Source organism: Niabella sp. ZPM-14 (assembly GCF_055693045.2).
Genome location: NZ_CM181148.1, coordinates 418,377 through 438,241, shown reverse-complemented (window position 1 = coordinate 438,241; position 19,865 = coordinate 418,377). Strand labels below are relative to the sequence as shown.

The following is a 19,865-nucleotide window of genomic DNA, read 5'->3' as shown; positions in this document are numbered from 1 at the left end:
TATGCCAAATAAAGTAACCACAAAAGCTAACAGCAAAGGAAAAGAAGTCTTAAACGGAATATCCGAGATCCGCCGGTTTTTCTACCGCAATGAAAAGCCGATCTATTTTATCAGTGCCACCAATTTTAATCTATTGGGTGCCGATGAGTGGGTGCGGAAATTCAGGTTCATTTGCTATATCGAATGCTTTGACGGCAAGCACCCCAACGTGTTCTCACCCAAGGAAGAGCTGCCGCATGAAGAGTTTACCAGCATCGAAGACATCAACAACTACCTGTTAGAACATAAAGAAGTGGTCGAGTATATCAAAAGCCGGGGCGAAGGCGGAAAAGCCTTGTTCCTGATGTTTGATGAGCGAACCGAGGAGCTGGCCAAAAAGAATAACCTCGAAGTCTGTTTCCCTTCTGCGCAAATGCGCAACTTCATGGACAATAAGGTTAATACCAACCGCATTGCGGAAAAAGCAGGCGTTCCCTGTGTGCCTTATGTGCTCACCAAAATTTCTTCCTATGCCGACCTGCTCAAAAAGGCCAGATCATTAGGCACCGACCTCGTGATCCAGTTGCCTTTCGGAGATTCGGGACACACCACTTTCTTCGTCAATGATGAAGCCAGCTATGATAAATATGCCGACGAGATCCAGGCGGAGAAAGAAGTGAAAGTAATGAAGCGCATCAATTGCCGCGGCTCTGCTATTGAAGCCTGCGTAACCCAACACGGAACCGTGGTAGCGCCGCTGATGACCGAGCTTGTAGGATTTAAAGAGCTGACGCCTTACAAAGGTGGCTGGTGTGGCAACGAGATCTATGCAGGGGCGTTCACTAAGTCGATACGCGACAAAGCGCGGAAATACACGCAGCTTTTTGGCGACCAGTTAAGAAAAGAAGGGTATAAGGGCTACTTCGAACTGGATTTCCTGATCGACCAGGACAATAACGAGATCTACCTGGGCGAATTGAATCCAAGGATCACGGGGGCCAGTTCCATTACCAACCATGCGGTGTTTGCGCTGGCCGATATGCCTTTGTTTATGTTTCACCTGCTCGAGTGGATGGATCAGCCCTACAAGATCAGCGTCAACGCCATCAACGCGCGTTGGGCTAAGGAAGAAAATATCGATGACTGGTGTCAGCTCGTAATCAAGTATACCGAAGACAATGTGAAGATCGTGACCGAAGCGCCCGAATCCGGCATCTGGCGCCAGCAGCCCGACGGGCAGTTCGTCTATGACCGGATGGACACCCACCGCCGCGCGATCGAGAATGAAAACGAGGCATTCTTTTTGAGAATTACCCGCAAAGGTGATTACCTGTACGAAGGCGCAGACATGGGCATCCTGGTACTCCGGGGTCGTTTGATGACGGATGATTTCGAGCTCAAAGACCGCGCAAAGCAATGGATCAGCGCCATGAAAGGCAAGTATGCCGCAATCGATCCGGGCGCGGCACAGCGACCCGCGATCGAAGCCGAGATCGGCGGTTTTAAAATGATGTAAGTATGCTCGTTTCTCTTAATAACGTGGAAGAAGATAAGCCTGGCGCCAAGTGGCAGCAATGTTTCAACAAATCCTGGCCTTATTATAAAAAATGGTATTTGCAGGAAGGGGGGCGGGCGCGTCCGGGTTACCTGACTTGTGTCGAGCAACTGGAACAGCACATGCCTGAATTAAGGCCTGTGTATGACGAAGTCGTCCGGCTGGCGGGTGGGGGAGATGTCGTCGCCCGTTACCTGAGTATGTACAATCCGCCGGTGTTTATGAGCGGTTGTACACAGGTCGCGTGGAATACGGCGCCCTACTCACTGATCCGAAATTATGATTACAATCCCAAATGGTTTGAAGGGAATGTGTTCAGGACCCGTTGGCTCAAACCGGTGATTGGGACTTCTGATTGTAACTGGGGGTTGCTGGACGGGATCAATGCCGATGGCCTGGCCATCTCGCTCACGTTTGGCGGCAAGAACAGCAATGCCTCCGGATTCGGTATACCGCTGATCATGCGCTATATCCTGGAGACCTGCGCGACTACGGCCGAGGCGGTGTCCTGCCTGCAGCGCATCCCTTCCCACATGAGCTATAACATTACCCTGATCGACAAGGCGGGGGCTTATCAAACGGTGTACCTGTCGGCGGGAGAAACGCCTTATGTCGACGGGGAAAGGGTTGCCACCAATCATCAGCAGGCCGCTGAATGGCTGGCCTACGAGGAGCTGACCCTGACGCGGGAACGCAAACAGTTCCTCGACCAGGTGATCCGCACGCAGGCCATTTCCCGGGACGAGGTAAGAAATAAGTTCCTGCATCCTCCTTTATATAACAATTCAATTGAAAAGAACTTTGTTACTTTATACGGCGTGCAGTATGATATCGACGAGTTGTCTGCCACTTATTTCTGGCCGGGCCGGACGATGAAGCAGGGTTTCGATTATTTCAAAGAAGAACGGGTGACCGTGGATATTCAGGTAAGCTGATGATGCTGGTGTCAGGAGGCAGCGATGGTCGCTCTGGCGGGCGCTTCGTTTCACTTCGGTCGGAACGACGAATGCGAACGACCGTCATGGTGAGCGCCTTGCCCGGCCCGAAGGGACGGGGAACGGAGTGAAGCCGAATCATCTCATGTTGTTGAACGGGATTCCTGCCTGGCACGTAGCGTCCCGGCGGGGGCTTCGTTTCACTTCGGTCAGAATGACGAATGCGAACGACCGTCATGGTGAGCGCCTTGCCCGGCCCGAAGGGACGGGGAACGGAGTGAAGCCGAACCATCTCATGTCGTTGAACGAGATTCCTGCCCGGCCCGAAGGGACGAGAAACTGGGCCATCTCATCAACCTGTCAAAGAATGTAATGCCACTTTCTAATTAAATGAATAAATTCTGAATACAAGATGAAGTTTAAAGACGCAACCATCCCTCAGATCAACGATGTGATGGATAACGCCTGGGCCGCTTTCCGGGTCTATAGAAAATGTTCGCTTCGCCAGCGCGCCGAACTGATGCGCTGCGTGGCGCGCCAGATAGAAGAGCTGGGCGATGAGCTGATCACCATCGCCGCGCAGGAGTCCAACCTCCCCGAAGCGAGGCTCAAAGGCGAGCGGGCCCGGACAATATTCCAGTTAAATTCCTACGCCGATGCTTGCGAAAGAGGCGACTGGCTGGAAGCCCGCATCGATACGGCGATTGCCGGCAAAACGCCACCCAGGCCGGATATCCGCAAAATGCTGGTGCCGCTGGGCCCCGTCGTTGTCTTCGGCGCTGCCAACTTTCCCTTTGCTTATTCCACCGCGGGCGGAGACACCGCTACCGCGTTGGCGGCCGGTTGCCCGGTGATCGTAAAAGCGCACCCGGGGCATGAACAAACCAGTGAGCTGGTCGCCGGGGCGATCAGCAAGGCCGTGGCCGAGTGCCAGCTGCCTGCCGCAGTATTCTCCCATGTGCATGGCCGCTCGTTCGACGTGGGACAGGCTTTGGTAGAACATCCCTATGCCCGCGCAGTCGGGTTCACCGGGTCCTTTGTAGGGGGTAAACAGTTATTCGACTGGGCCAACCAGCGCAAAGCGCCCATACCGGTTTTTGCTGAAATGAGCAGCATCAACCCCGTCTTTTTGTTACCCGAAAAAATGAGGGAGTCGGCAGCCGAAGTAGCTAAGAGCTTCGCGGCGTCTATCACAGTAGGCGTAGGACAGTTTTGTACCAACCCCGGTTTGCTGATCGGTATTGCCGGCCCGGAGCTCGACCGGTTTGTGGCCACCTTATCGGATGAGATCAAAACCGTCGCTCCCGCGACCATGCTCAACGAAGGGATCAGTAAAAATTACCAGAGCAAGCGGCTACTGGCGTTGGCACAAAAAGATATTGAGCTTGTCGCTGTGTCTGGCATAGCGCCCGGGGAAGACCAGGCGCTTCCCACGATCGTCACCGCCACCGGCGAAGCGTTCATGAAAAATCCGGTAATGCACCAGGAAGTGTTCGGACCTTATTCCCTCGTCATCCGATGCCGCGATATGCAGCAGATGACCGAAGTGGCGCAGCATATTGATGGACAGTTAACCGCCACGCTGATGGCCACGACCAACGATATTAAGGATCACCAGGAGCTGGTCGATACGGTGCAGAACCTCTGCGGCCGATTGATCCTGAATGGGGTGCCCACGGGGGTAGAAGTCTGCCTGAGCATGCAGCACGGCGGACCTTTCCCGTCCACCACCGACTCGCGTTTCACTTCGGTAGGAGCGGATGGCATCAAACGATTTGCCCGGCCGGTCGCCTTTCAGAACTGGGACAATGCTTTGTTGCCGGACGAACTGAAAAATGAAAACCCGTTAGGCATCTGGAGAACGGTGAACGATTCGCTGACGCATGAGGCGGTGGGGTAGAAGAGACTTTGTGCCTCCGCTCCCCCGGAAGGGGGAACGTCGTTCCAGGCGGAGCGTAGCTTTTCACATTCGTCGTTCCGAGCGAAGTGAAACGGAGCCGAGGAATCTCTTTACGATTAAGTAGTTCAAAGAGATTGCTCCGCTCACTCCATTTCATTTCGTTCGGTCGCAATGACGGGGCATAGGAAGATGGTTCGACTCCCCGTTGCTCCCGCCCTTTGGGCGAGGCACGCACTCTTGATGACGGTCGCTCCGGTTCGTCGTTCCGGGCGCAGCGCAGCTTTCGCATTCGTCGTTCCGACCGGAGCGCAGCGTAGTGGAGGAATCTCGCTTTTCTTAAGGAGATGCTTTCCCCCCTTCGGCGAGGCAGGCGCTCACCATGACGTTTGTTAGTACTCGTCGTTTCGGGCATAGCGCAGCTTCTTTTTCGTCGTTCCAGGCGCAGCGCAGCTTTCGCATTCGTCGTTCCGACCGGAGCGCAGCGTAGTGGAGGAATCTCGCTTTTCTTAAGGAGATGCTTCCCCCCCCTTCGGCGAGGCAGGCGCTCACCGTGACGTTTGTTAGTACTCGTCGTTCCGGGCATAGCGCAGCTTCTTTTTCGTCGTTCCGAGCGCAGCGCAGCCGAGGAATCTCGTTCAATGTTCAGCCCACCGTCCATCCCGGCGCTCCACTTCTTAACTTTATTTTATATCTACCCCTGATCCATTCATTCCCCGCTTGTAGTAATTTACTGTTGAATTCGTAACCAGAACCAACCAGAGCTGACTAATGAACACCATCCTACAAATATTCCCGGCAAATACTCCTGCGTACGCGCAGTCTTCACTACCGTCTATTATTTATCAAAATATAAAAAACACATGCTATGAGCAACATTATGAACAACCGCGTGAACGCGACCGTATCTATGGAAACTGTACAAACTGTAAAGGATGCCATTGCCGGCATTTATCAAGCCCTGCCTTTTTTGGTGGGGCTCACGCCAACCGAGCGTATGAGCCTGCCTAAAATAAGCGTGAGCAACAAAGTGTTTACAGAAGATGCCATACAGGCAGCCGTTAACAACCCGCAATTATTACCCTCCTTTGTCAACCCGCAGGAGATCAGTAACGACCTGGCCCTTTTCCAGGCGTTGGATGAGCTGGTGATGCTGACGCATCAATTGTCCGAAAAACTGTCCGACACACAAATGCTCGCAGGCAGCGAAGCGTATACCAATGCGCTGACTGTCTACAAAATGTTTAGTGCGGCAGCCAACAGTGGTGTACCGGGCGCCAAAACCTTGTACGAGCAATTGCGCGAGCGCTTTGCCGGTATCGGGCCGGTAGGGCAGGGTGCACCTGCAACACCTTCACCCGAAGCGTAGCCTCCACGGCCAGCATGGCAGACCACCATTTTTATGAAGCAGCAAGCTCCCTTCGGGAGGCTTTTTTTATGTCAGGAATTGCTGTAGCATATATCCACCCACCTAAAACCCCGGTTTATGGAGCCCCGAGCTCGGTTCACGCAGCTCAAGGCCAGATGGTTCGGGCAAAAAGCCCGATTGTCCAGGCTCAAAGGTTGGTTGATGAAGCAAAAAGCTGCCCCGGCGAACCTTTTTGCCGGGCTGGCCGAGGTAAAACCTGCGCGAACCGAGCTGCAACCTGCGCCGGCTTAGCTTTGAGGTGAATGAACGGAGCAAAACGGTGCGGTAACGGAGCTCAGAGGTGGGGCATCGGGCTACAAGGTGGGGGAGGGGAGGTTGAAGGACACCGCTTCGAAAGCTTACAATTCATTAGGGATCAAAAATTGTTCTATTTCCGTAAAAGGCTCAACTACAGCATCAGGTATAACACTCTCAAATCTGTTAATGATCGAATTGATATTTTCGCTGGGGGCCTGTATATATAATTTTTGATAGTCTGATTTTGATGGTCCTTGATTTTTTTTGCGCAAGTTCACGTTTAAAAATATTTCTCTATCCACCTCTCTATTAAAATACGGGAAGGTATACCCGATAACTACAATGATATCACTGCGGGTTAAGACTTGTTGGGCAGAGTCTATAGCATATTTAGCAACCTTGGAATCTTCCCACGCAAATCGGAGGGAGTTAACATGTGTACTTCGAGGGGACGACAAAATGCTCTTAAACATATCAAAAGACCCCTTATTTAATACATGCTTGCCGTAATCGAATATATCTCCAAAACGACCGCTATCCCTTTTGAATGCCGCCGTTCCGTTTAGTTTTATGAATGAAAATTGGTTCTGCTTATATGTTTCCCCTTCTGATAATCCCACGAAATTTAATCTATCGAGTGCAGTATCATAAGGAATATCCGCAATATTCATAAACGCCTTTTCGAGTTGTGAGTCATAATTCCAGGAAATAATACTTATTTCATCAGGCATCGATATTTCTCCCTTTGAATTATGTGTAAGCACACTAGCAAAAAAGGAGTCGTATCTTCTGTCCAAATCCTTTAAAATGTAATTTTTTATTCCTTGTTCTTCTTCTTTACTTAAATTCTCTATCCAAGTCTTACCATTTATAATTTCCGTGCTTCCAAAATATCCTCCGGATTCTGGTCTCTTGTCAAAAAGTGGATATACAAAACTATCCCCCTTTACTTTCTTTAGCTGCTCGTAAATAAAAAATGCAGATAGGTGATTGATCAAATATTGATATTCTTGATTACTATCTAAATTTTTATTTTTAAGATAGAGCTTTTTGGCGTATGTATCGACTGTTTGGTGTTGCTCTATTTTTTCAATTAAAAGGTTGCGCTCTTTCTTGTCATCGGTCGAATTCCCATGAGCTGCTCGTAGATATTCCTCATAATGACTGCAAAAAAATTTAAACCTATTAGTAAGCCTATTAACTACAGGCAAAGCTTCCGCACTTGCTCCCGCACCAATTAAGTAAGTTACTTTTTTCAAAGTCAGTCAATTTATAGTTCATTAAAATATCATTCAAAACCTATCTTATCAATCTCCTTCATTAATTTATCGGTTTCCGTAAGCGCCACAATTATTTTTTGATAATGCAAAATATCGTCAAACTCTAATGCTCTTCCTTTGCGGTCTTTCAACCATTTTTGAGCCGGTTGATAACCACCGATGTAGAAATTCCAAGCAACCTCTGGCACCCTGGTAAAGTGCTGCGTATCGTTAATGTAAACACTCCCATCTTTATAAACAGGCTTATGCACCATATTATCACCATCTATAGGGTATTGCGTTATGTATTGTTCCACTACCGGAGTTTCGAGCAAATGCAATTGCCTGAGTTGTTGACCCTTATTTACCAATCTCCAAAATTGACTGGGTTCTTTCGGATAAGGTACTCGTGGAAAATCTATCTTTAAAAACTCTTTATATTTTTCGCGGTAGGTTGGGCAATGCAATACCGCATAGATATAATCTAATAAATTTTCAGAGCCGAAATGGAGAGGTAGCCCTTCTATCACATCTTTCACATTGACATTGTCTTCCGCTTCAAATTTTATATTTAAACCCTTAGCTATTTGCGCCACAATATCCATATTTAGGTTGGGGATTCTTTCGGGCTTAATATCCGTTGTTATTTGGTTGGTCTTTTCGGGGTAGAGGTAGAGTGGAAATGAATTTCCAGCACCAAATTGTCCTGCTGAATCTATAAAATTCTTATCACAAGGATTATTACCAACAAAAGTGTGTTTGAAACCTTTAATTGCTTGCTTAGGAATATTTAAAGCAATATTATCTTTCAATAAATGTTTCATTACTTTATCACGTGCTCTGTCAATTAAAGATGTGTCATAGTAGATAAATCTCTTATCAAATGTTCTATAATCCATTTGCATAAGCAATGATTTGTTAACTTGTATGTTGTAATAATCAACAATTTGGTTTTCTAAATCCTCTTTATTAAAACCAATTAGAACGGAATCATTTGACGTTACAATTCCTACACTATTTGTTGGGAAAAGTATATCAATCTTAATTCCTTTTTCATACTCTTCTTTCCGTTCAAAATCTTTTGGAACAAAAAAGAAATTATTATCATCAAATTGTAGTTGTTGCCAGTTAATAGTTTTTAGATTGTTTTGATTTAGAAAGTCATATTTAAAATCTCTTTTTCCAAACAAATCAAAATGAAGAATCTTTCCTAATTGATTGGCTTTTTTCTTTCCTGTTTTCACAAAAATATTGATTGAGACACCTTGCATAATGTCAAATACATTCTGGTCAGCACTTCCATCTGGAGCAGTTTCTTTTTTCTTGGAATTGCCGTGTAGGTCAAAAATGTAGGAAAAATCAAAACATTGCAATAAATTATTTCGCATTTGTCTGAAAACAATACCATCAATAAAACTATTATTGGATATAAATGCTAAAATGCCATTTCCATTTTTCTCAATGAAATGTTGACCGTAGCGTATAAATTTTACATAATCGTCAGAAAGGGAATTATAGCTTTTCTCATTTAAATTTTTTTTGTAATCGCTAATCAGTTTTTCTATCCATTCGCCTTTATTCGTGCTACTAACTGAATACGGCGGATTTCCGATAATGCACATACAGGTGTATCTCGTTTAATCCTGTTAGCCTCATTGGCCTCAGTACTTAGCCAGTTCGCAAAAAGCGTTCCTGTATCCGGGTGACTTTCTTCAAGGCTGTTGGTGAGGTACACACGCAACCGCTGGTTGCTGCTTGGTTTGTAACCTGTCTCAGTCAATAACAAGTCCAACTGTAAATGCGCCATCGCATAGCTTGCCATCAGCAGTTCAAAACCATTTAGCCTGGGCAATAAATGTTTTTCTACATAGTTACTCCAAATGCCTTGTTGTCCTTCAAACTTTTTATGTATTTGTTTTACCACTTCCGCTAAAAAAGTGCCTGTACCTGTTGCCGGGTCAAGTATCTGAACTTTGTGGACCTCTTCTTCCACTATTTCAGTTCTTATCTTGCTGCGCATATCGGAAGTAGATTTTGTTTCGATACTGCGCTTTATTTTCGTTTTGCTGGTATCTGCCAATCCTTGTGGTAAGTCAAATTCTGTTTTTAAAATATCATCTACGGCACGTACAATAAAATTTACTACCGGTGCAGGCGTGTACCAAACACCTCTTTTTTTACGAATCTGAGGATCATATTCAGTTAAAAAAGTTTCGTAAAAATGAATGATGGGGTCTTCGGTTTTTGTGCCTCTGCCATAATTCTTTAAGATATCTTCTACATTGCAGGCTAAAAATATGTCCACCAGGCTATCTACGATCCATTTAATACGGTCGTCTATATCGGGGCCGGCAATATAGCCAAACAGCTTGCGCAAAAACGGGTTGGTTTTGGGGATCAGTTCAGCGGCTTCCTGCCTGCTAAATGTGGGCAATGTTGGGTCATGTAAACGTGCGGCAAACAGGCCGTATGCGATAGTTTGGGCATATACATCGGCAAACCCTTTGGGCGTTATGTCGTGTATCAATATTTCTTTGAAAGCGGTTTTTTGATCTTTTAATGTGCTATTCTCATTTGTTAATTCATCACTTGTCAAGGCATTTTCGATAACATCAGAAAGTAAACGTGCTTTACCTGCCATCATTTCCGCTAATCGCTTCGGGCTTCTGATGGTCTGGCCGATGTGCGTGGCAAAATCCTTGATTAAATTTTCAAAAGAAGAAAAGTTTTCATGAATTGGGTTGATCTGGTTTCCAGCAATCTCTCCAATGGCAATTTTTGTAACAAAGACACCATTACGGTATAAATGAAAATCTAAATAATCGGTAAAGATCAAATTTTCAAGAGACGCTTTATAGCGATCAAATTGTTCTTTATTTCCCGTTTTCTTAGTCCCGTCTAAATCTTTATCGCCAATGTCTTTGGCTTCAATAAAGCCAACAGGTACATCTTTTTTAGTCAGGATGTAATCCGGCGCACCACAGGTTTGCCGTTTGGGCTCGTTAGTGGCGCTAATATTAGGTATTAAACTCTCTATTAATTGCTGTAGATCGCCGCGGAATGAGTGTTCTGTGGAGTTTCCAAGCTTGTAGCGTTGGTTTATTTTGTCTAAATATTGATCAATGGTCATTAAGTACTTTTAGATTAGTTTTATACGGATAAACTTCATATTGTAAGATAATATTTGTCGGGGATAAACTATTAGTGTATTTTCACATAAGCCGTAGGTATTTGGAGTAAGTCTTTTACTTACATCATTTGCAGGTAGCCTTACAATCGTCTATTTAACAAAACACTCGTATGCCATTGGTCGATAAATAAGCGTTCTATATCACTTCTCCATCAGCCTCTCCAACCTCGCCATCATCTCCTCCTTCTCTTTCAACATCCTTTCATACAAAGCCATTTTTTCCTCGTGCAGTTGGATGATTTTATCAATAGGATTATGGTTATGGATGATAAGGCCGATGGCGCTGTCATTTGTATTAAATGTATTCGAAATAATGTTCACCGCCTTTTCTTCATCGAAGTTCTGTATGGCTTCTACAGGAACTTTTAAGGCATCGGATAATTGTTGGAGTAGGGGCATGTCGATCGTTTCTTTCTGTTCTAGGAGGGATATTTTCTGTTGGTTCCAGTCGTCACCCAATTCGTATGCCAGGGTTTCCTGCTTGATATCCAGCATCTCCCGGATACGCTTCACATTACGTCCTTCATGAATTTTTTTGGGATGTTTGGTACTGGTCATAAGCACAAATGTAAGTGTTATAGCTAAATGATCATCCAGGGTCAAATTTAGGTAAAATACTGTTTCATAACTGTAAATTACAAGACAAAACAGGTGGGATACCACAATAATTGCGTTTGATTTACACGATGAAGGATAAGAGGAAAACCGGCTGACCCATGAAGACGCATTTGTCTGTAAAGGCCGTTGATGGCCGGTTTTCCATTTTTCGTTTAAAAATTGCTAACTGATATGGCAACCAAAAGCGAACGCAACACAAACAATCATGACCCGGAACCCATGAGCATCACAAGCGACCAGGCAGTCCTGGCGTTTCGCATCATATTCACTAATCATGACGAAGAAGTCCTTACCTATGGGATCCTGCTCTGGCTCGGCCAGCTGAAAGACCGCACCGCCTTCCGGGAGTTCCTGAAACTTCCCCGCCTGATGCAGCAATACCGGGTGGGCGAGTGGCGGCAAACCAGGGGGCGGTCGACTGTCACGGCTGCCCGCCTGTTTGTTCTGATCAACAGTTGCTGGAAGCTGTTTGGTGAAGAGCTGCATCACTATCCCGGCTGTGACTGGCCGCCTGTAGATCAACACAGCATAGAATATGCCCGGATCGCTGATATCGTTCGCTGCGTCAGTCTTCCGGCACTCCTGAACCCGCTGTTGTTGTCTGCGACGGCGATCTCCAACAGTCCCCATTTCAACCGGTTCATTCCGGGGATGGAGCCGGGAACACTCAACCTGTTCAATGACGGCCGTTTGCTGAGAGACCGGGTGCAGCTGCTTTTATGGTTGCGCCTGATGCGCCATTTCCTACACGCGGTATACGGATATTTTCAGGAGGAGCGCAGATAGACGTTTTTGCCAGACCCGCCTAAGCCCCTTTACTGTAAGCTGCTTTTCAATATGACGCGTCATCGGCTTTTATGTTCCGCATGGCTGATCTCCAATAAGATGAGCTGTTGGCCTGACCCACGCGAGGCATGGTAATTGTACCTGCCTTAATGCAGGCTCCGGCCAGCTGGCCTTCCATCTCCGGCGCCTGCATCATGTAAACCCTCAAAACCGATTACCATGCATATCATTACCGGAGGCACCGGCCGGGTAGGGTCAGCCGTAGCCAGGGCCTTATTACAACAGCATGAACCCGTAACCATCATTTCCCGCAACCCCGAACAGGCTGTGACCTGGCAGAACCAGGGCGCACAACTGGCCGTGGCGAATGTAAAAGACACGGCCGCACTACGCGAGATCTTCCGCACAGGCAGTTCGGTCTTCCTGCTGAACCCGCCCGCAGATCCTTCAACGGATACGGACACAGCCGAACGTCGCACGGCCCATTCGCTGGCGGAAGCCTTGAAAGACAGCGGTGTGAAAAGAGTAGTATTAGAATCTACCATGGGCGCGCAGGAAGGTACCGGTATCGGTGACCTGGGCGTGTTGTACGAGCTGGAACAGGCCGTAGCCGCATTGGGCATCCCGCATCATATCATTCGCCCGGCTTACTACATGAGCAATTGGGTGGGTTTGCTCCCCGAAGTGATCGAGCGCGGTGAATTGATGTCTTTTTACCCCGCTGAGATAAAAATGCCCATGGTGGCACCGGAGGATATCGGCGAGCTGGGGGCGCGGCTGATGACGGGACAGGAAGAGGGCACCCTGCATTCGATTGAAGGACCGGAACGATACAGCCCCGCAGACGTGGCTGATGCCTTTTCAACGGCATTGAACCGTCCGGTGACGGTGACTGTGATCCCGGAAGATCAATGGGAAGCCACTTTCAAAGCGATCGGCTTTTCGGAAAAAGCGGCCGCTTCCTACGCGGGAATGACAGCCGTAAGCCTGCGGGCGTTTGAACAGGGCACTACGGTGAGCGGTGTGGTGAAGGGGCGGACGACGCTGCAGGCATATATCAACCGGGTCGTTGGTAGTGCGGCGAAAAGCCCTTCGGCTGGCGGGGCCGCGGCAAGCTCACCGTAACAGTCGGATGATGAATGTTAGACTAACGAACATTGATACAGCAACAAATAAATAATAAGCATACAATAAAAACAGATCTATGAAAGGAGCGATAAAAGCTCTTCGTACCCAAAAAGATGATGATTGAGCGTTTGCTATGTGACCATTAAAAACATAAAAAAACAACAAATGAAAAAAGAGAATATCATGTCGAGACGACAAGCCCTGATGGGCTTGGGTACGGGACTGGCCGCCGCGGCGATCGACCCGGTATATGGTCAGTCGGCTTCTTCGGGAACCCCGGCAGCCGGACTGGAAGATCCCACGAAAAAATATGTAAAGCCTCCTTTTGAACGCCAGTCACAGCCCTGGCCGGGCCTGGCAGGCGAGATGAAACCAAAGCCGGATCACGGCGAGCAAACCTATAAAGGGTCGGGTCGCCTGCAAGGCCGCAAGGCGCTGATCACGGGCGGTGATTCGGGCATCGGGCGTGCCGCAGCGATTGCCTATGCACGCGAGGGTGCGGATGTGGCGATCAATTATTTTCCTACAGAAGAACCGGACGCGAAGGAAGTGGTGGCCCTGATCAAGGCGGCCGGACGCAAAGCGGTGGCGATTCCCGGTGACCTGAGGGATGAAGCATTTTGCCGTGAGCTGGTGCAAAAGGCAGTCGCAGGGTTGGGCGGACTGGATATCCTGGTCTGCAATGCCGCGCGACAGCAGGCGAAGCAGTCGATCCTGGATATCACCAACGAAGCGTTTGACTGGACGATGAAAACGAATATCTACGCGCCTTTCTGGATCATTAAAGCGGCGCTGCCCCACCTGCCACCGGGCTCGGCGATCATCGGCACCACATCGGTACAGGCCTATGATCCGTCTCCCGACCTGTATGATTATGCGCAGACGAAGGCGGCTACGATGAATTATGTGAAATCGCTCGCGAAGCAACTGGGACCGAAAGGCATCCGCGTGAATGGTGTGGCGCCCGGCCCCATCTGGACGCCCTTGCAGGTATCCGGCGGCGCTACGCAGGAGAAGCTGCAACAGTTTGGCGGACAAACACCGTTGGGAAGGCCCGGTCAACCGGCAGAACTGGCTTCTATTTTTGTGCAACTGGCGGCCAGCGATGCCAGCTTTGCCAATGGTCAGGTATATGGTGCGGCCGGGGGAGAGGGGCAACCCTGATCCGGATAGCGGGCTATTCTTTATTCCTTCATCATTTCGATCAGTACGGCCGCTACTTCTTCGGCGTTGGGCTTGCTGAAGTAGTCACCGTCGCTGCCATAGGCGGGACGGTGGTCTTTAGCCGTAATGGTGCGCGGCGCCACATCGAGGTAGCGATAGCCACCCTGCTCTTCCATCACTTTGTTGAACATGTAAGCGGCAGCTCCGCCGGGCACATCTTCATCGACAAATACAATGCGGCTGGTCTTTTTTAATGATTCAAGGATCATGTGGTTCCGGTCGAAAGGCAGAAGGGTCTGCACGTCGATCAGCTCGCAGCTGACGCCGAGTCGCTCAACCAGCTTCATGGCCTGCTGCACCACGCGGATGGTGGAGCCGTAACTCACGATAGTGATATCCGTTCCCTCTTTTAAGATCTCCGGAATGCCCAGTGGCACGGCGATCTCGTTGAGATTATCGGGTAACTTTTCTTTAAGGCGGTAGCCATTGAGGCTTTCGACCACGATAGCGGGGTCATTGCTTTGTAATAAAGTGTTGTACATACCGGCTGCCTGCACGAAGTTGCGCGGCACACAAACATGCATACCTCTTACGGCATTAATGATCATGCCCATGGGCGAACCGCTGTGCCAGATCCCTTCGAGGCGGTGGCCGCGGGTGCGCACGATCAGCGGGCAGCTTTGTTTGCCGCCGCTGCGGTAAAACAAGGACGCCACATCATCTGTCAGCGGCTGCAATCCGTAGACCAGGTAATCGAGGTACTGGATCTCCGCGATCGGACGCAGGCCTCTTAAAGCCAGACCGATGCCCTTGCCCATAATGGTCAGTTCGCGGATGCCGGTATCAAATATTTTTTTGTCGCCATATTTCTTTTGCAGTCCGGCAAAGCCCTGGTTCACATCACCGATCTGTCCGAGGTCTTCACCGAAAGCAATGACCTTGGGATTGCTGGCAAACACGCCGTCGAAATAACGGTTGATGATCTGGTAGCCGTTCAGCGAGGGAGAGGCTTCGGTCACGACCGGCGCTACGGGCGTTACGCGCAGTGCGCTTTTGGGCCCGTCATCATATAAATAGGTATTGTAGACCGTGCTGCCTTCTTTCTGCAGCTCAGCATGATAATTGGTTGCTTCGCTGGTGGCCTTATCGCCACACAACAGCAGCGCTTTAAACAGGCTCTGCAGGCTGTTCTTGCGCAGCGGCTCTCTTAAAGACCTCAGGTCTTTGGCGATCTTCCGCAGCTCGTCTTCATGCTCGAGGTTATCGGGCACGAGTGCTTCGATCACTTCGCTGGTTTTTTGCGTGAGTTCCCGTAAAGGCGCCTGGTATTCTTTCCAGGCTTTGTCCCGCGCTTCTTTGACGTTTTGCCGTGCGTCCTGCTCGATCTTTTCAAGTAGCGATTCATCGGCTAATGCATTTTCCAGGATCCAGGCCTTCATCTTGGTGAGGCAGTCTCTTTCCTTTTCCCAGGAAAGGCGGTCGCTGGTCTTGTAACGTTCGTGACTGCCCGATGTACTGTGCCCCTGCGGCTGTGTCAGTTCTTCGATATGAAAGATTACGGGCGTATGCGTGAGCCGTGCTAATTGTATGCCTTCATCAAAAGCTTCCACCATGCCCATATAATCCCAGCCTTTGAGCGCTGCGATATAAAAGCCGTTGGTGCCTTCTTCTTTTTCAAAACCTTTTAATGCTTTGGAAACAGAGCCCTTGGTGGTCTGGTATTCCCGCGGAACAGAAATGCCATAGCCATCATCCCACACGAATACCACGAGCGGCACCTGCAATACGCCGGCGGCGTTGATGGCTTCCCAGAAGTGTCCTTCACTGGTGGAAGCATCCCCGATGGTACAGAAGCAGACTTCATTACCATTGTCGGATAAGTGCTTGAACTGCCTGAGATCGTCTACCTCGCGAAATAATTTAGAAGCCAGACCTATACCGACCGACCGCGGCATCTGCGAAGCGGTGGAAGACATATCCGTACAGGTATTTTTGATCTCCATGAGGTTGGCCCACTCGCCGTCTGCCTCTACGTTGCGGCTGGTATAGTGGCAGTTCATCTGTCGGCCGGCACTGAAAGGCTCCCGCTGTGGGTCAGCATCAGCATATAGCTGCGCGAAATATTGTTGGGGGGTAGACTCGCCCATGGCGAACATCATGGTCTGGTCGCGGTAATACCCGCTTCTCCAGTCACCCGGTTTAAAAAATTTGGCAGCAGCCACCTGGGCCACTTCTTTTCCATCCCCGAAGATTCCAAATTTGGCTTTACCGGTGAGGACTTCTTTACGGGAAAGAAGACTGGTTTCACGGCTGAGGCAAGTTACGTAGTAGTCATGCAAAACACCGTCCTTAAACTTCTCAAAAGACAGCATTTCATTCGGCTCTGAAGGTCCGGAGTGTAATATATCCATTCGACAAAAATAGGTAGATGCGTTAATATGTGAATATAACGTATTAATCAACATTTTAGTATACGTGTTATGTCTGCAAAATGTAAAAGCCAGGGGCGAAGGGGGATGTGAGAGAGGTGTTGGTTTGGGGTGACGTAAAATTATTATTCGTCGTTCGGGCGAAGTGAAACGAAGCCCCCGCCTGAACGGTACGGGCGGGGAGGAATCTCGTTCAATGGGAATGAGATGGTTCGACTCCGCTCCGCTGCGCTCACCATGACGATCATAGGGAGCACGTTTTACCCGTCGTTTCGACCGAGCGTAACAACGTGAAGCGAGCGCCCGCCCGAACGGTACGGGCGGGGAGAAATCTCATTCAATGGGGATGAGATGGTTCGGCTCCGCTACGCTCACCATGACGGTCGTTTCAGGTTCGTCGTTCCGGGCGAAGTGAAACGAAGCCCCAGCCCGAATGGTACGGGCGGGGAGGAATCTCGTTTTGTTGACAATGAAGCGGATTCGCCTTATTAAAAAATAAACTATTCATTTTTAATGCAACTTTACCACGGGATGTTCCATCTTTTTAAATACTTTTGTGCCTGCTTTGATCAATAGGAAGAAAGACGGACCATTATCGAACAATTGTTGTGGCCGATTGTTCTTCACGTAGCAAAGCAACTTGGTTCAGGATTTGCTTTATCTGATAATGTTTCACCTGGATCAACCAATAAAATAAACACATGCTATCAGCCTACGGTCTGTAACGACAATAACCTGGCGGATCATATGTGACAAAGAAAACAGTAAAAGTAAACACATGAAAAAAATCGGCCTTATCCTATCGCTCTTTTTTGCGCTCTCTCTGAATATGGTGAATGCGCAGACAGCAAGTGTTAAAAACGCTGCTACTTCAGCAGATGCGGCTATCAGCATGGTTAAAGAAAAGTACGACATTGGTAAAGTGCCTCAGGGGCAGCCTGTTACTTTTTATATGGAGTTTGTTAACCAGACCAAAAAGCCATTGGTAGTGAAAAGTGTGATGGCCGGTTGCGGATGTACCGTTCCTGAAAAGCCGAAAGAGCCTATCATGCCTGGCAAGACCGGTAAAATTAAAGTTGCTTATAGTGCGCCCAGCGCCGGACCTGTTAATAAAGATGTAGAGATTTACCTGGCGGGATACAACGAGCCAAAAATCGTCTACTTTACCGGCGAAGTGGTAGCTAAAAAATAAATTTCAGTATATTCTTTTTTTAAGCCCCTTCAGATTCTTGGAGGGGTTCATTTTTTCAACACCTAAAACTTTCCAATTAATAATGCCTACCGTATCGCAACGTGGTATTCAGATGCCGGCTTCTCCGATCAGAAAGCTGGTTCCGTATGCAGAAGCTGCTAAAAAGAAGGGAATTACCGTTTATCACCTGAATATCGGGCAACCGGATATTGAAACGCCTCCGGCCATTATGGACGCCGTGCGGAATCTCAATATGCCGATACTGGAATATAGTCATAGCGCGGGTAACGAAAGCTATCGCCGCAAGCTGGCAGGGTATTATTCGGATAAAGGTTTTGATGTGACGTATGACCAGGTGTTGATCACGACCGGTGGCAGCGAAGCCATTATCTTTTCCTTTTTCGCCTGCATGAATCCCGGCGATGAAGTGATCATACCCGAGCCGCTGTATGCCAATTATATTGGCTTTGCCTGCGAAGCAGGCGTGAACGTAGTGCCGATCCGATCTTCGATTGATAACGGGTTTATGCTGCCTCCACCCAGTGAGTTTGAAAAAGTGATCACACCAAGAACCAAAGCGATCCTGGTGTGTACGCCCAACAATCCTACGGGCTATTTATATAGCAAAGAAGAAATGACCGCGCTTGGCGCGATCTGTAAAAAAAATGACCTGTACTTCTTCAGCGATGAAGCCTACCGCGAATTTTGTTATGGCGACGAGCCGCATACCAGTGTAATGCAGCTTCCGGGCCTGGAAGAGCATGCTGTGCTGCTGGACACGATCAGCAAAAGATACAGCGCCTGCGGTGCACGTATTGGTGCATTGGTGACCAAAAACAAGTTCCTGTATGACGCGGTGTTGAAATTTGCGCAGGCCCGCCTGAGTCCGCCCGGCCTGGAGCAGGTGTTGGGAGAGGCGGCGGTGGATCTGCCTGATCATTTTTTTGACGAACCAAAGGCGGAATACATGGCCCGGCGCGATCTGTTGGTCAGCCGACTTAATAAGATTGAAGGCGTGTTCTGTCCTAATCCGGGAGGTGCCTTTTACGCGATAGCGCGGCTTCCGATCGATGATGCGGACCGTTTTTGCCAATGGATGCTGGAGGACTTTTCCTACAATAACCAGACGGCTATGTTTGCCCCTGCTACAGGCTTTTACATTACGCCCGGCCTGGGTCGCAATGAGATCCGGTTGGCCTACGTCATCAACAGGGAAGCGATCGATAAAGCGATGGATTGCCTGGAGCAGGCTTTGAAAGTCTATCCCGGCGTGACGCCGGTGAAATAAAAAGAATGAGACGGTGCGGCCGGTCTCGTCGTTCCGAGCGCAGTGAAACGGACCCCCGCCCGAACGGCACGGGTGGGGAGGAATTTCGTTGTGTTGAAGATTGATTAGGCATCGACCCCATCAAACATGTGCGAACGGAGTTAAGATATCCCGATTCCTTTTTACTGCCATTACCCGCTGTACCGCTTCAATATCTCTTCGACCAGATCCGGATCCAATTCAGGCGCTGGAACCGGAGGGGTGGGAGGTGTTCCACCAGGCTCTTGCAATATCAATTCCCACCAACCCACATCACACCATTTGCCCGATTTGTATCCCACATTCGTGTAGGTAGCAAACCACTTAAAGCCGAAACGTTCATGAAAACCCACACTTTCCTCATTCGGAACTGTGATCACTGCAAAAACCTTATAGATGCCCTGCGCTTTAAGCAATTCGAACAAGGCGTTGTATAGTTTAGAAGCGATGCCCTTTTTCTTATGTCCGGGGCTCACATAGACCGAACATTCCACGGCCCATTGGTAGGCGATGCGCTCGCGGTAGGCAGATGCATAGGCATATCCCAGCACCTGGCCATCCGCTACCATCACAAGCCAGGGATATTTTGCACTATAGTGAACGATTCTTTGCGTAAACGTTTCATCATTCGGCACTTCTGTCTCGAAAGTGACATACCCGTTTGTAACAAAAGGCGCATAAATGTCCTTGATCTGCCCGGCAAAACGCACATCCGCTCTGATAATCTTCATATTATGATAAAATATATTTGAAAATAATTA

The 19,865-nt window shown here is 48.7% G+C and carries 16 protein-coding genes; 10 read left to right on the top strand and 6 right to left on the bottom strand.

The window, feature by feature from the left end; translation table 11 throughout:
• Position 1: 1 nt before the first annotated feature.
• From ACU37H_RS01630 to ACU37H_RS01610, 5 genes are all read left to right on the top strand, one after another.
• Positions 2–1,495: a biotin carboxylase gene (locus tag ACU37H_RS01630; RefSeq protein ID WP_472702616.1), complete on the top strand. Its 1,494-nt coding sequence runs from the start codon at positions 2–4 to the stop codon at positions 1,493–1,495.
• A 2-nt stretch (positions 1,496–1,497) separates the two neighbouring features.
• On the top strand, positions 1,498–2,469 hold the full coding sequence (locus ACU37H_RS01625; protein ID WP_472702615.1) for a C45 family autoproteolytic acyltransferase/hydrolase: 972 nt from the start codon (positions 1,498–1,500) through the stop codon (positions 2,467–2,469).
• Between the two features lie 412 nt (positions 2,470–2,881).
• Entirely contained in the window at positions 2,882–4,369 is a 1,488-nt protein-coding gene (locus ACU37H_RS01620; RefSeq protein WP_472702614.1) for an aldehyde dehydrogenase (NADP(+)), read from the top strand.
• A gap of 865 nt (positions 4,370–5,234) precedes the next feature.
• A complete protein-coding gene (locus ACU37H_RS01615; RefSeq protein ID WP_472702613.1) occupies positions 5,235–5,735 on the top strand; it encodes a hypothetical protein in 501 nt (166 codons plus the stop codon).
• A gap of 117 nt (positions 5,736–5,852) precedes the next feature.
• Entirely contained in the window at positions 5,853–6,026 is a 174-nt protein-coding gene (locus tag ACU37H_RS01610) for a hypothetical protein (protein ID WP_472702612.1), read from the top strand.
• A gap of 107 nt (positions 6,027–6,133) precedes the next feature.
• On the opposite strand, the gene ACU37H_RS01605 is transcribed toward ACU37H_RS01610, so the two are convergent.
• The 4 genes from ACU37H_RS01605 to ACU37H_RS01590 form a co-directional block, all read right to left on the bottom strand.
• Positions 6,134–7,291: a hypothetical protein gene (locus ACU37H_RS01605; protein ID WP_472702611.1), complete on the bottom strand. Its 1,158-nt coding sequence runs from the start codon at positions 7,289–7,291 to the stop codon at positions 6,134–6,136.
• 29 nt (positions 7,292–7,320) lie between these two features.
• Entirely contained in the window at positions 7,321–8,913 is a 1,593-nt protein-coding gene (locus tag ACU37H_RS01600) for a type ISP restriction/modification enzyme (RefSeq protein ID WP_472702610.1), read from the bottom strand.
• Positions 8,853–10,421: an adenine methyltransferase gene (locus ACU37H_RS01595; protein ID WP_472702609.1), complete on the bottom strand. Its 1,569-nt coding sequence runs from the start codon at positions 10,419–10,421 to the stop codon at positions 8,853–8,855. Before ACU37H_RS01595 ends, ACU37H_RS01600 begins: the two co-directional genes overlap by 61 nt.
• Positions 10,422–10,622: 201 nt before the next feature.
• On the bottom strand, positions 10,623–11,039 hold the full coding sequence (locus tag ACU37H_RS01590) for a helix-turn-helix domain-containing protein (RefSeq protein WP_472702608.1): 417 nt from the start codon (positions 11,037–11,039) through the stop codon (positions 10,623–10,625).
• Positions 11,040–11,270: 231 nt separating this feature from the next.
• On the opposite strand from ACU37H_RS01590, the gene ACU37H_RS01585 reads away from it, so the two are divergent.
• From ACU37H_RS01585 to ACU37H_RS01575, 3 genes are all read left to right on the top strand, one after another.
• A complete protein-coding gene (locus ACU37H_RS01585) occupies positions 11,271–11,885 on the top strand; it encodes a hypothetical protein (RefSeq protein ID WP_472702607.1) in 615 nt (204 codons plus the stop codon).
• Positions 11,886–12,104: 219 nt separating this feature from the next.
• Positions 12,105–13,010 carry an NmrA family NAD(P)-binding protein gene (locus ACU37H_RS01580; RefSeq protein WP_472702606.1) on the top strand — a complete coding sequence of 302 codons (906 nt, stop codon included), beginning with the start codon at positions 12,105–12,107 and terminating at the stop codon, positions 13,008–13,010.
• A gap of 168 nt (positions 13,011–13,178) precedes the next feature.
• Positions 13,179–14,177, top strand: coding sequence for an SDR family oxidoreductase (locus tag ACU37H_RS01575; RefSeq protein ID WP_472702605.1), 999 nt, complete (start codon positions 13,179–13,181; stop codon positions 14,175–14,177).
• A 20-nt stretch (positions 14,178–14,197) separates the two neighbouring features.
• On the opposite strand, the gene ACU37H_RS01570 is transcribed toward ACU37H_RS01575, so the two are convergent.
• Positions 14,198–16,588, bottom strand: coding sequence for an alpha-ketoacid dehydrogenase subunit alpha/beta (locus ACU37H_RS01570; protein ID WP_472702604.1), 2,391 nt, complete (start codon positions 16,586–16,588; stop codon positions 14,198–14,200).
• Positions 16,589–17,384: 796 nt separating this feature from the next.
• Here ACU37H_RS01570 and ACU37H_RS01565 point away from each other — a divergent pair.
• A complete protein-coding gene (locus tag ACU37H_RS01565) occupies positions 17,385–17,798 on the top strand; it encodes a DUF1573 domain-containing protein (RefSeq protein WP_472702603.1) in 414 nt (137 codons plus the stop codon).
• Positions 17,799–17,880: 82 nt separating this feature from the next.
• Positions 17,881–19,086, top strand: a complete 1,206-nt coding sequence (locus ACU37H_RS01560; protein ID WP_472702602.1) for a pyridoxal phosphate-dependent aminotransferase — start codon at positions 17,881–17,883, stop codon at positions 19,084–19,086.
• A 170-nt stretch (positions 19,087–19,256) separates the two neighbouring features.
• Here the strand turns inward: ACU37H_RS01560 and ACU37H_RS01555 are convergent, their stop codons facing one another.
• Positions 19,257–19,835 carry a GNAT family N-acetyltransferase gene (locus tag ACU37H_RS01555; protein ID WP_472702601.1) on the bottom strand — a complete coding sequence of 193 codons (579 nt, stop codon included), beginning with the start codon at positions 19,833–19,835 and terminating at the stop codon, positions 19,257–19,259.
• Positions 19,836–19,865 lie beyond the last annotated feature (30 nt).

Excerpts from the sequence above, each read along its gene's own strand:
- ACU37H_RS01630 (WP_472702616.1), top strand. The coding sequence starts at position 2 with ATGCCAAATAAAGTAACCACAAAAGCTAACAGCAAAGGAAAAGAAGTC.
- ACU37H_RS01625 (WP_472702615.1), top strand. The coding sequence starts at position 1,498 with ATGCTCGTTTCTCTTAATAACGTGGAAGAAGATAAGCCTGGCGCCAAG.
- ACU37H_RS01620 (WP_472702614.1), top strand. The coding sequence starts at position 2,882 with ATGAAGTTTAAAGACGCAACCATCCCTCAGATCAACGATGTGATGGAT.
- ACU37H_RS01615 (WP_472702613.1), top strand. The coding sequence starts at position 5,235 with ATGAGCAACATTATGAACAACCGCGTGAACGCGACCGTATCTATGGAA.
- ACU37H_RS01610 (WP_472702612.1), top strand. The coding sequence starts at position 5,853 with ATGGAGCCCCGAGCTCGGTTCACGCAGCTCAAGGCCAGATGGTTCGGG.
- ACU37H_RS01600 (WP_472702610.1), bottom strand. The coding sequence starts at position 8,913 with ATGTGCATTATCGGAAATCCGCCGTATTCAGTTAGTAGCACGAATAAA.
- ACU37H_RS01595 (WP_472702609.1), bottom strand. The coding sequence starts at position 10,421 with ATGACCATTGATCAATATTTAGACAAAATAAACCAACGCTACAAGCTT.
- ACU37H_RS01590 (WP_472702608.1), bottom strand. The coding sequence starts at position 11,039 with ATGACCAGTACCAAACATCCCAAAAAAATTCATGAAGGACGTAATGTG.
- ACU37H_RS01585 (WP_472702607.1), top strand. The coding sequence starts at position 11,271 with ATGGCAACCAAAAGCGAACGCAACACAAACAATCATGACCCGGAACCC.
- ACU37H_RS01580 (WP_472702606.1), top strand. The coding sequence starts at position 12,105 with ATGCATATCATTACCGGAGGCACCGGCCGGGTAGGGTCAGCCGTAGCC.
- ACU37H_RS01575 (WP_472702605.1), top strand. The coding sequence starts at position 13,179 with ATGAAAAAAGAGAATATCATGTCGAGACGACAAGCCCTGATGGGCTTG.
- ACU37H_RS01570 (WP_472702604.1), bottom strand. The coding sequence starts at position 16,588 with ATGGATATATTACACTCCGGACCTTCAGAGCCGAATGAAATGCTGTCT.
- ACU37H_RS01565 (WP_472702603.1), top strand. The coding sequence starts at position 17,385 with ATGAAAAAAATCGGCCTTATCCTATCGCTCTTTTTTGCGCTCTCTCTG.
- ACU37H_RS01560 (WP_472702602.1), top strand. The coding sequence starts at position 17,881 with ATGCCTACCGTATCGCAACGTGGTATTCAGATGCCGGCTTCTCCGATC.
- ACU37H_RS01555 (WP_472702601.1), bottom strand. The coding sequence starts at position 19,835 with ATGAAGATTATCAGAGCGGATGTGCGTTTTGCCGGGCAGATCAAGGAC.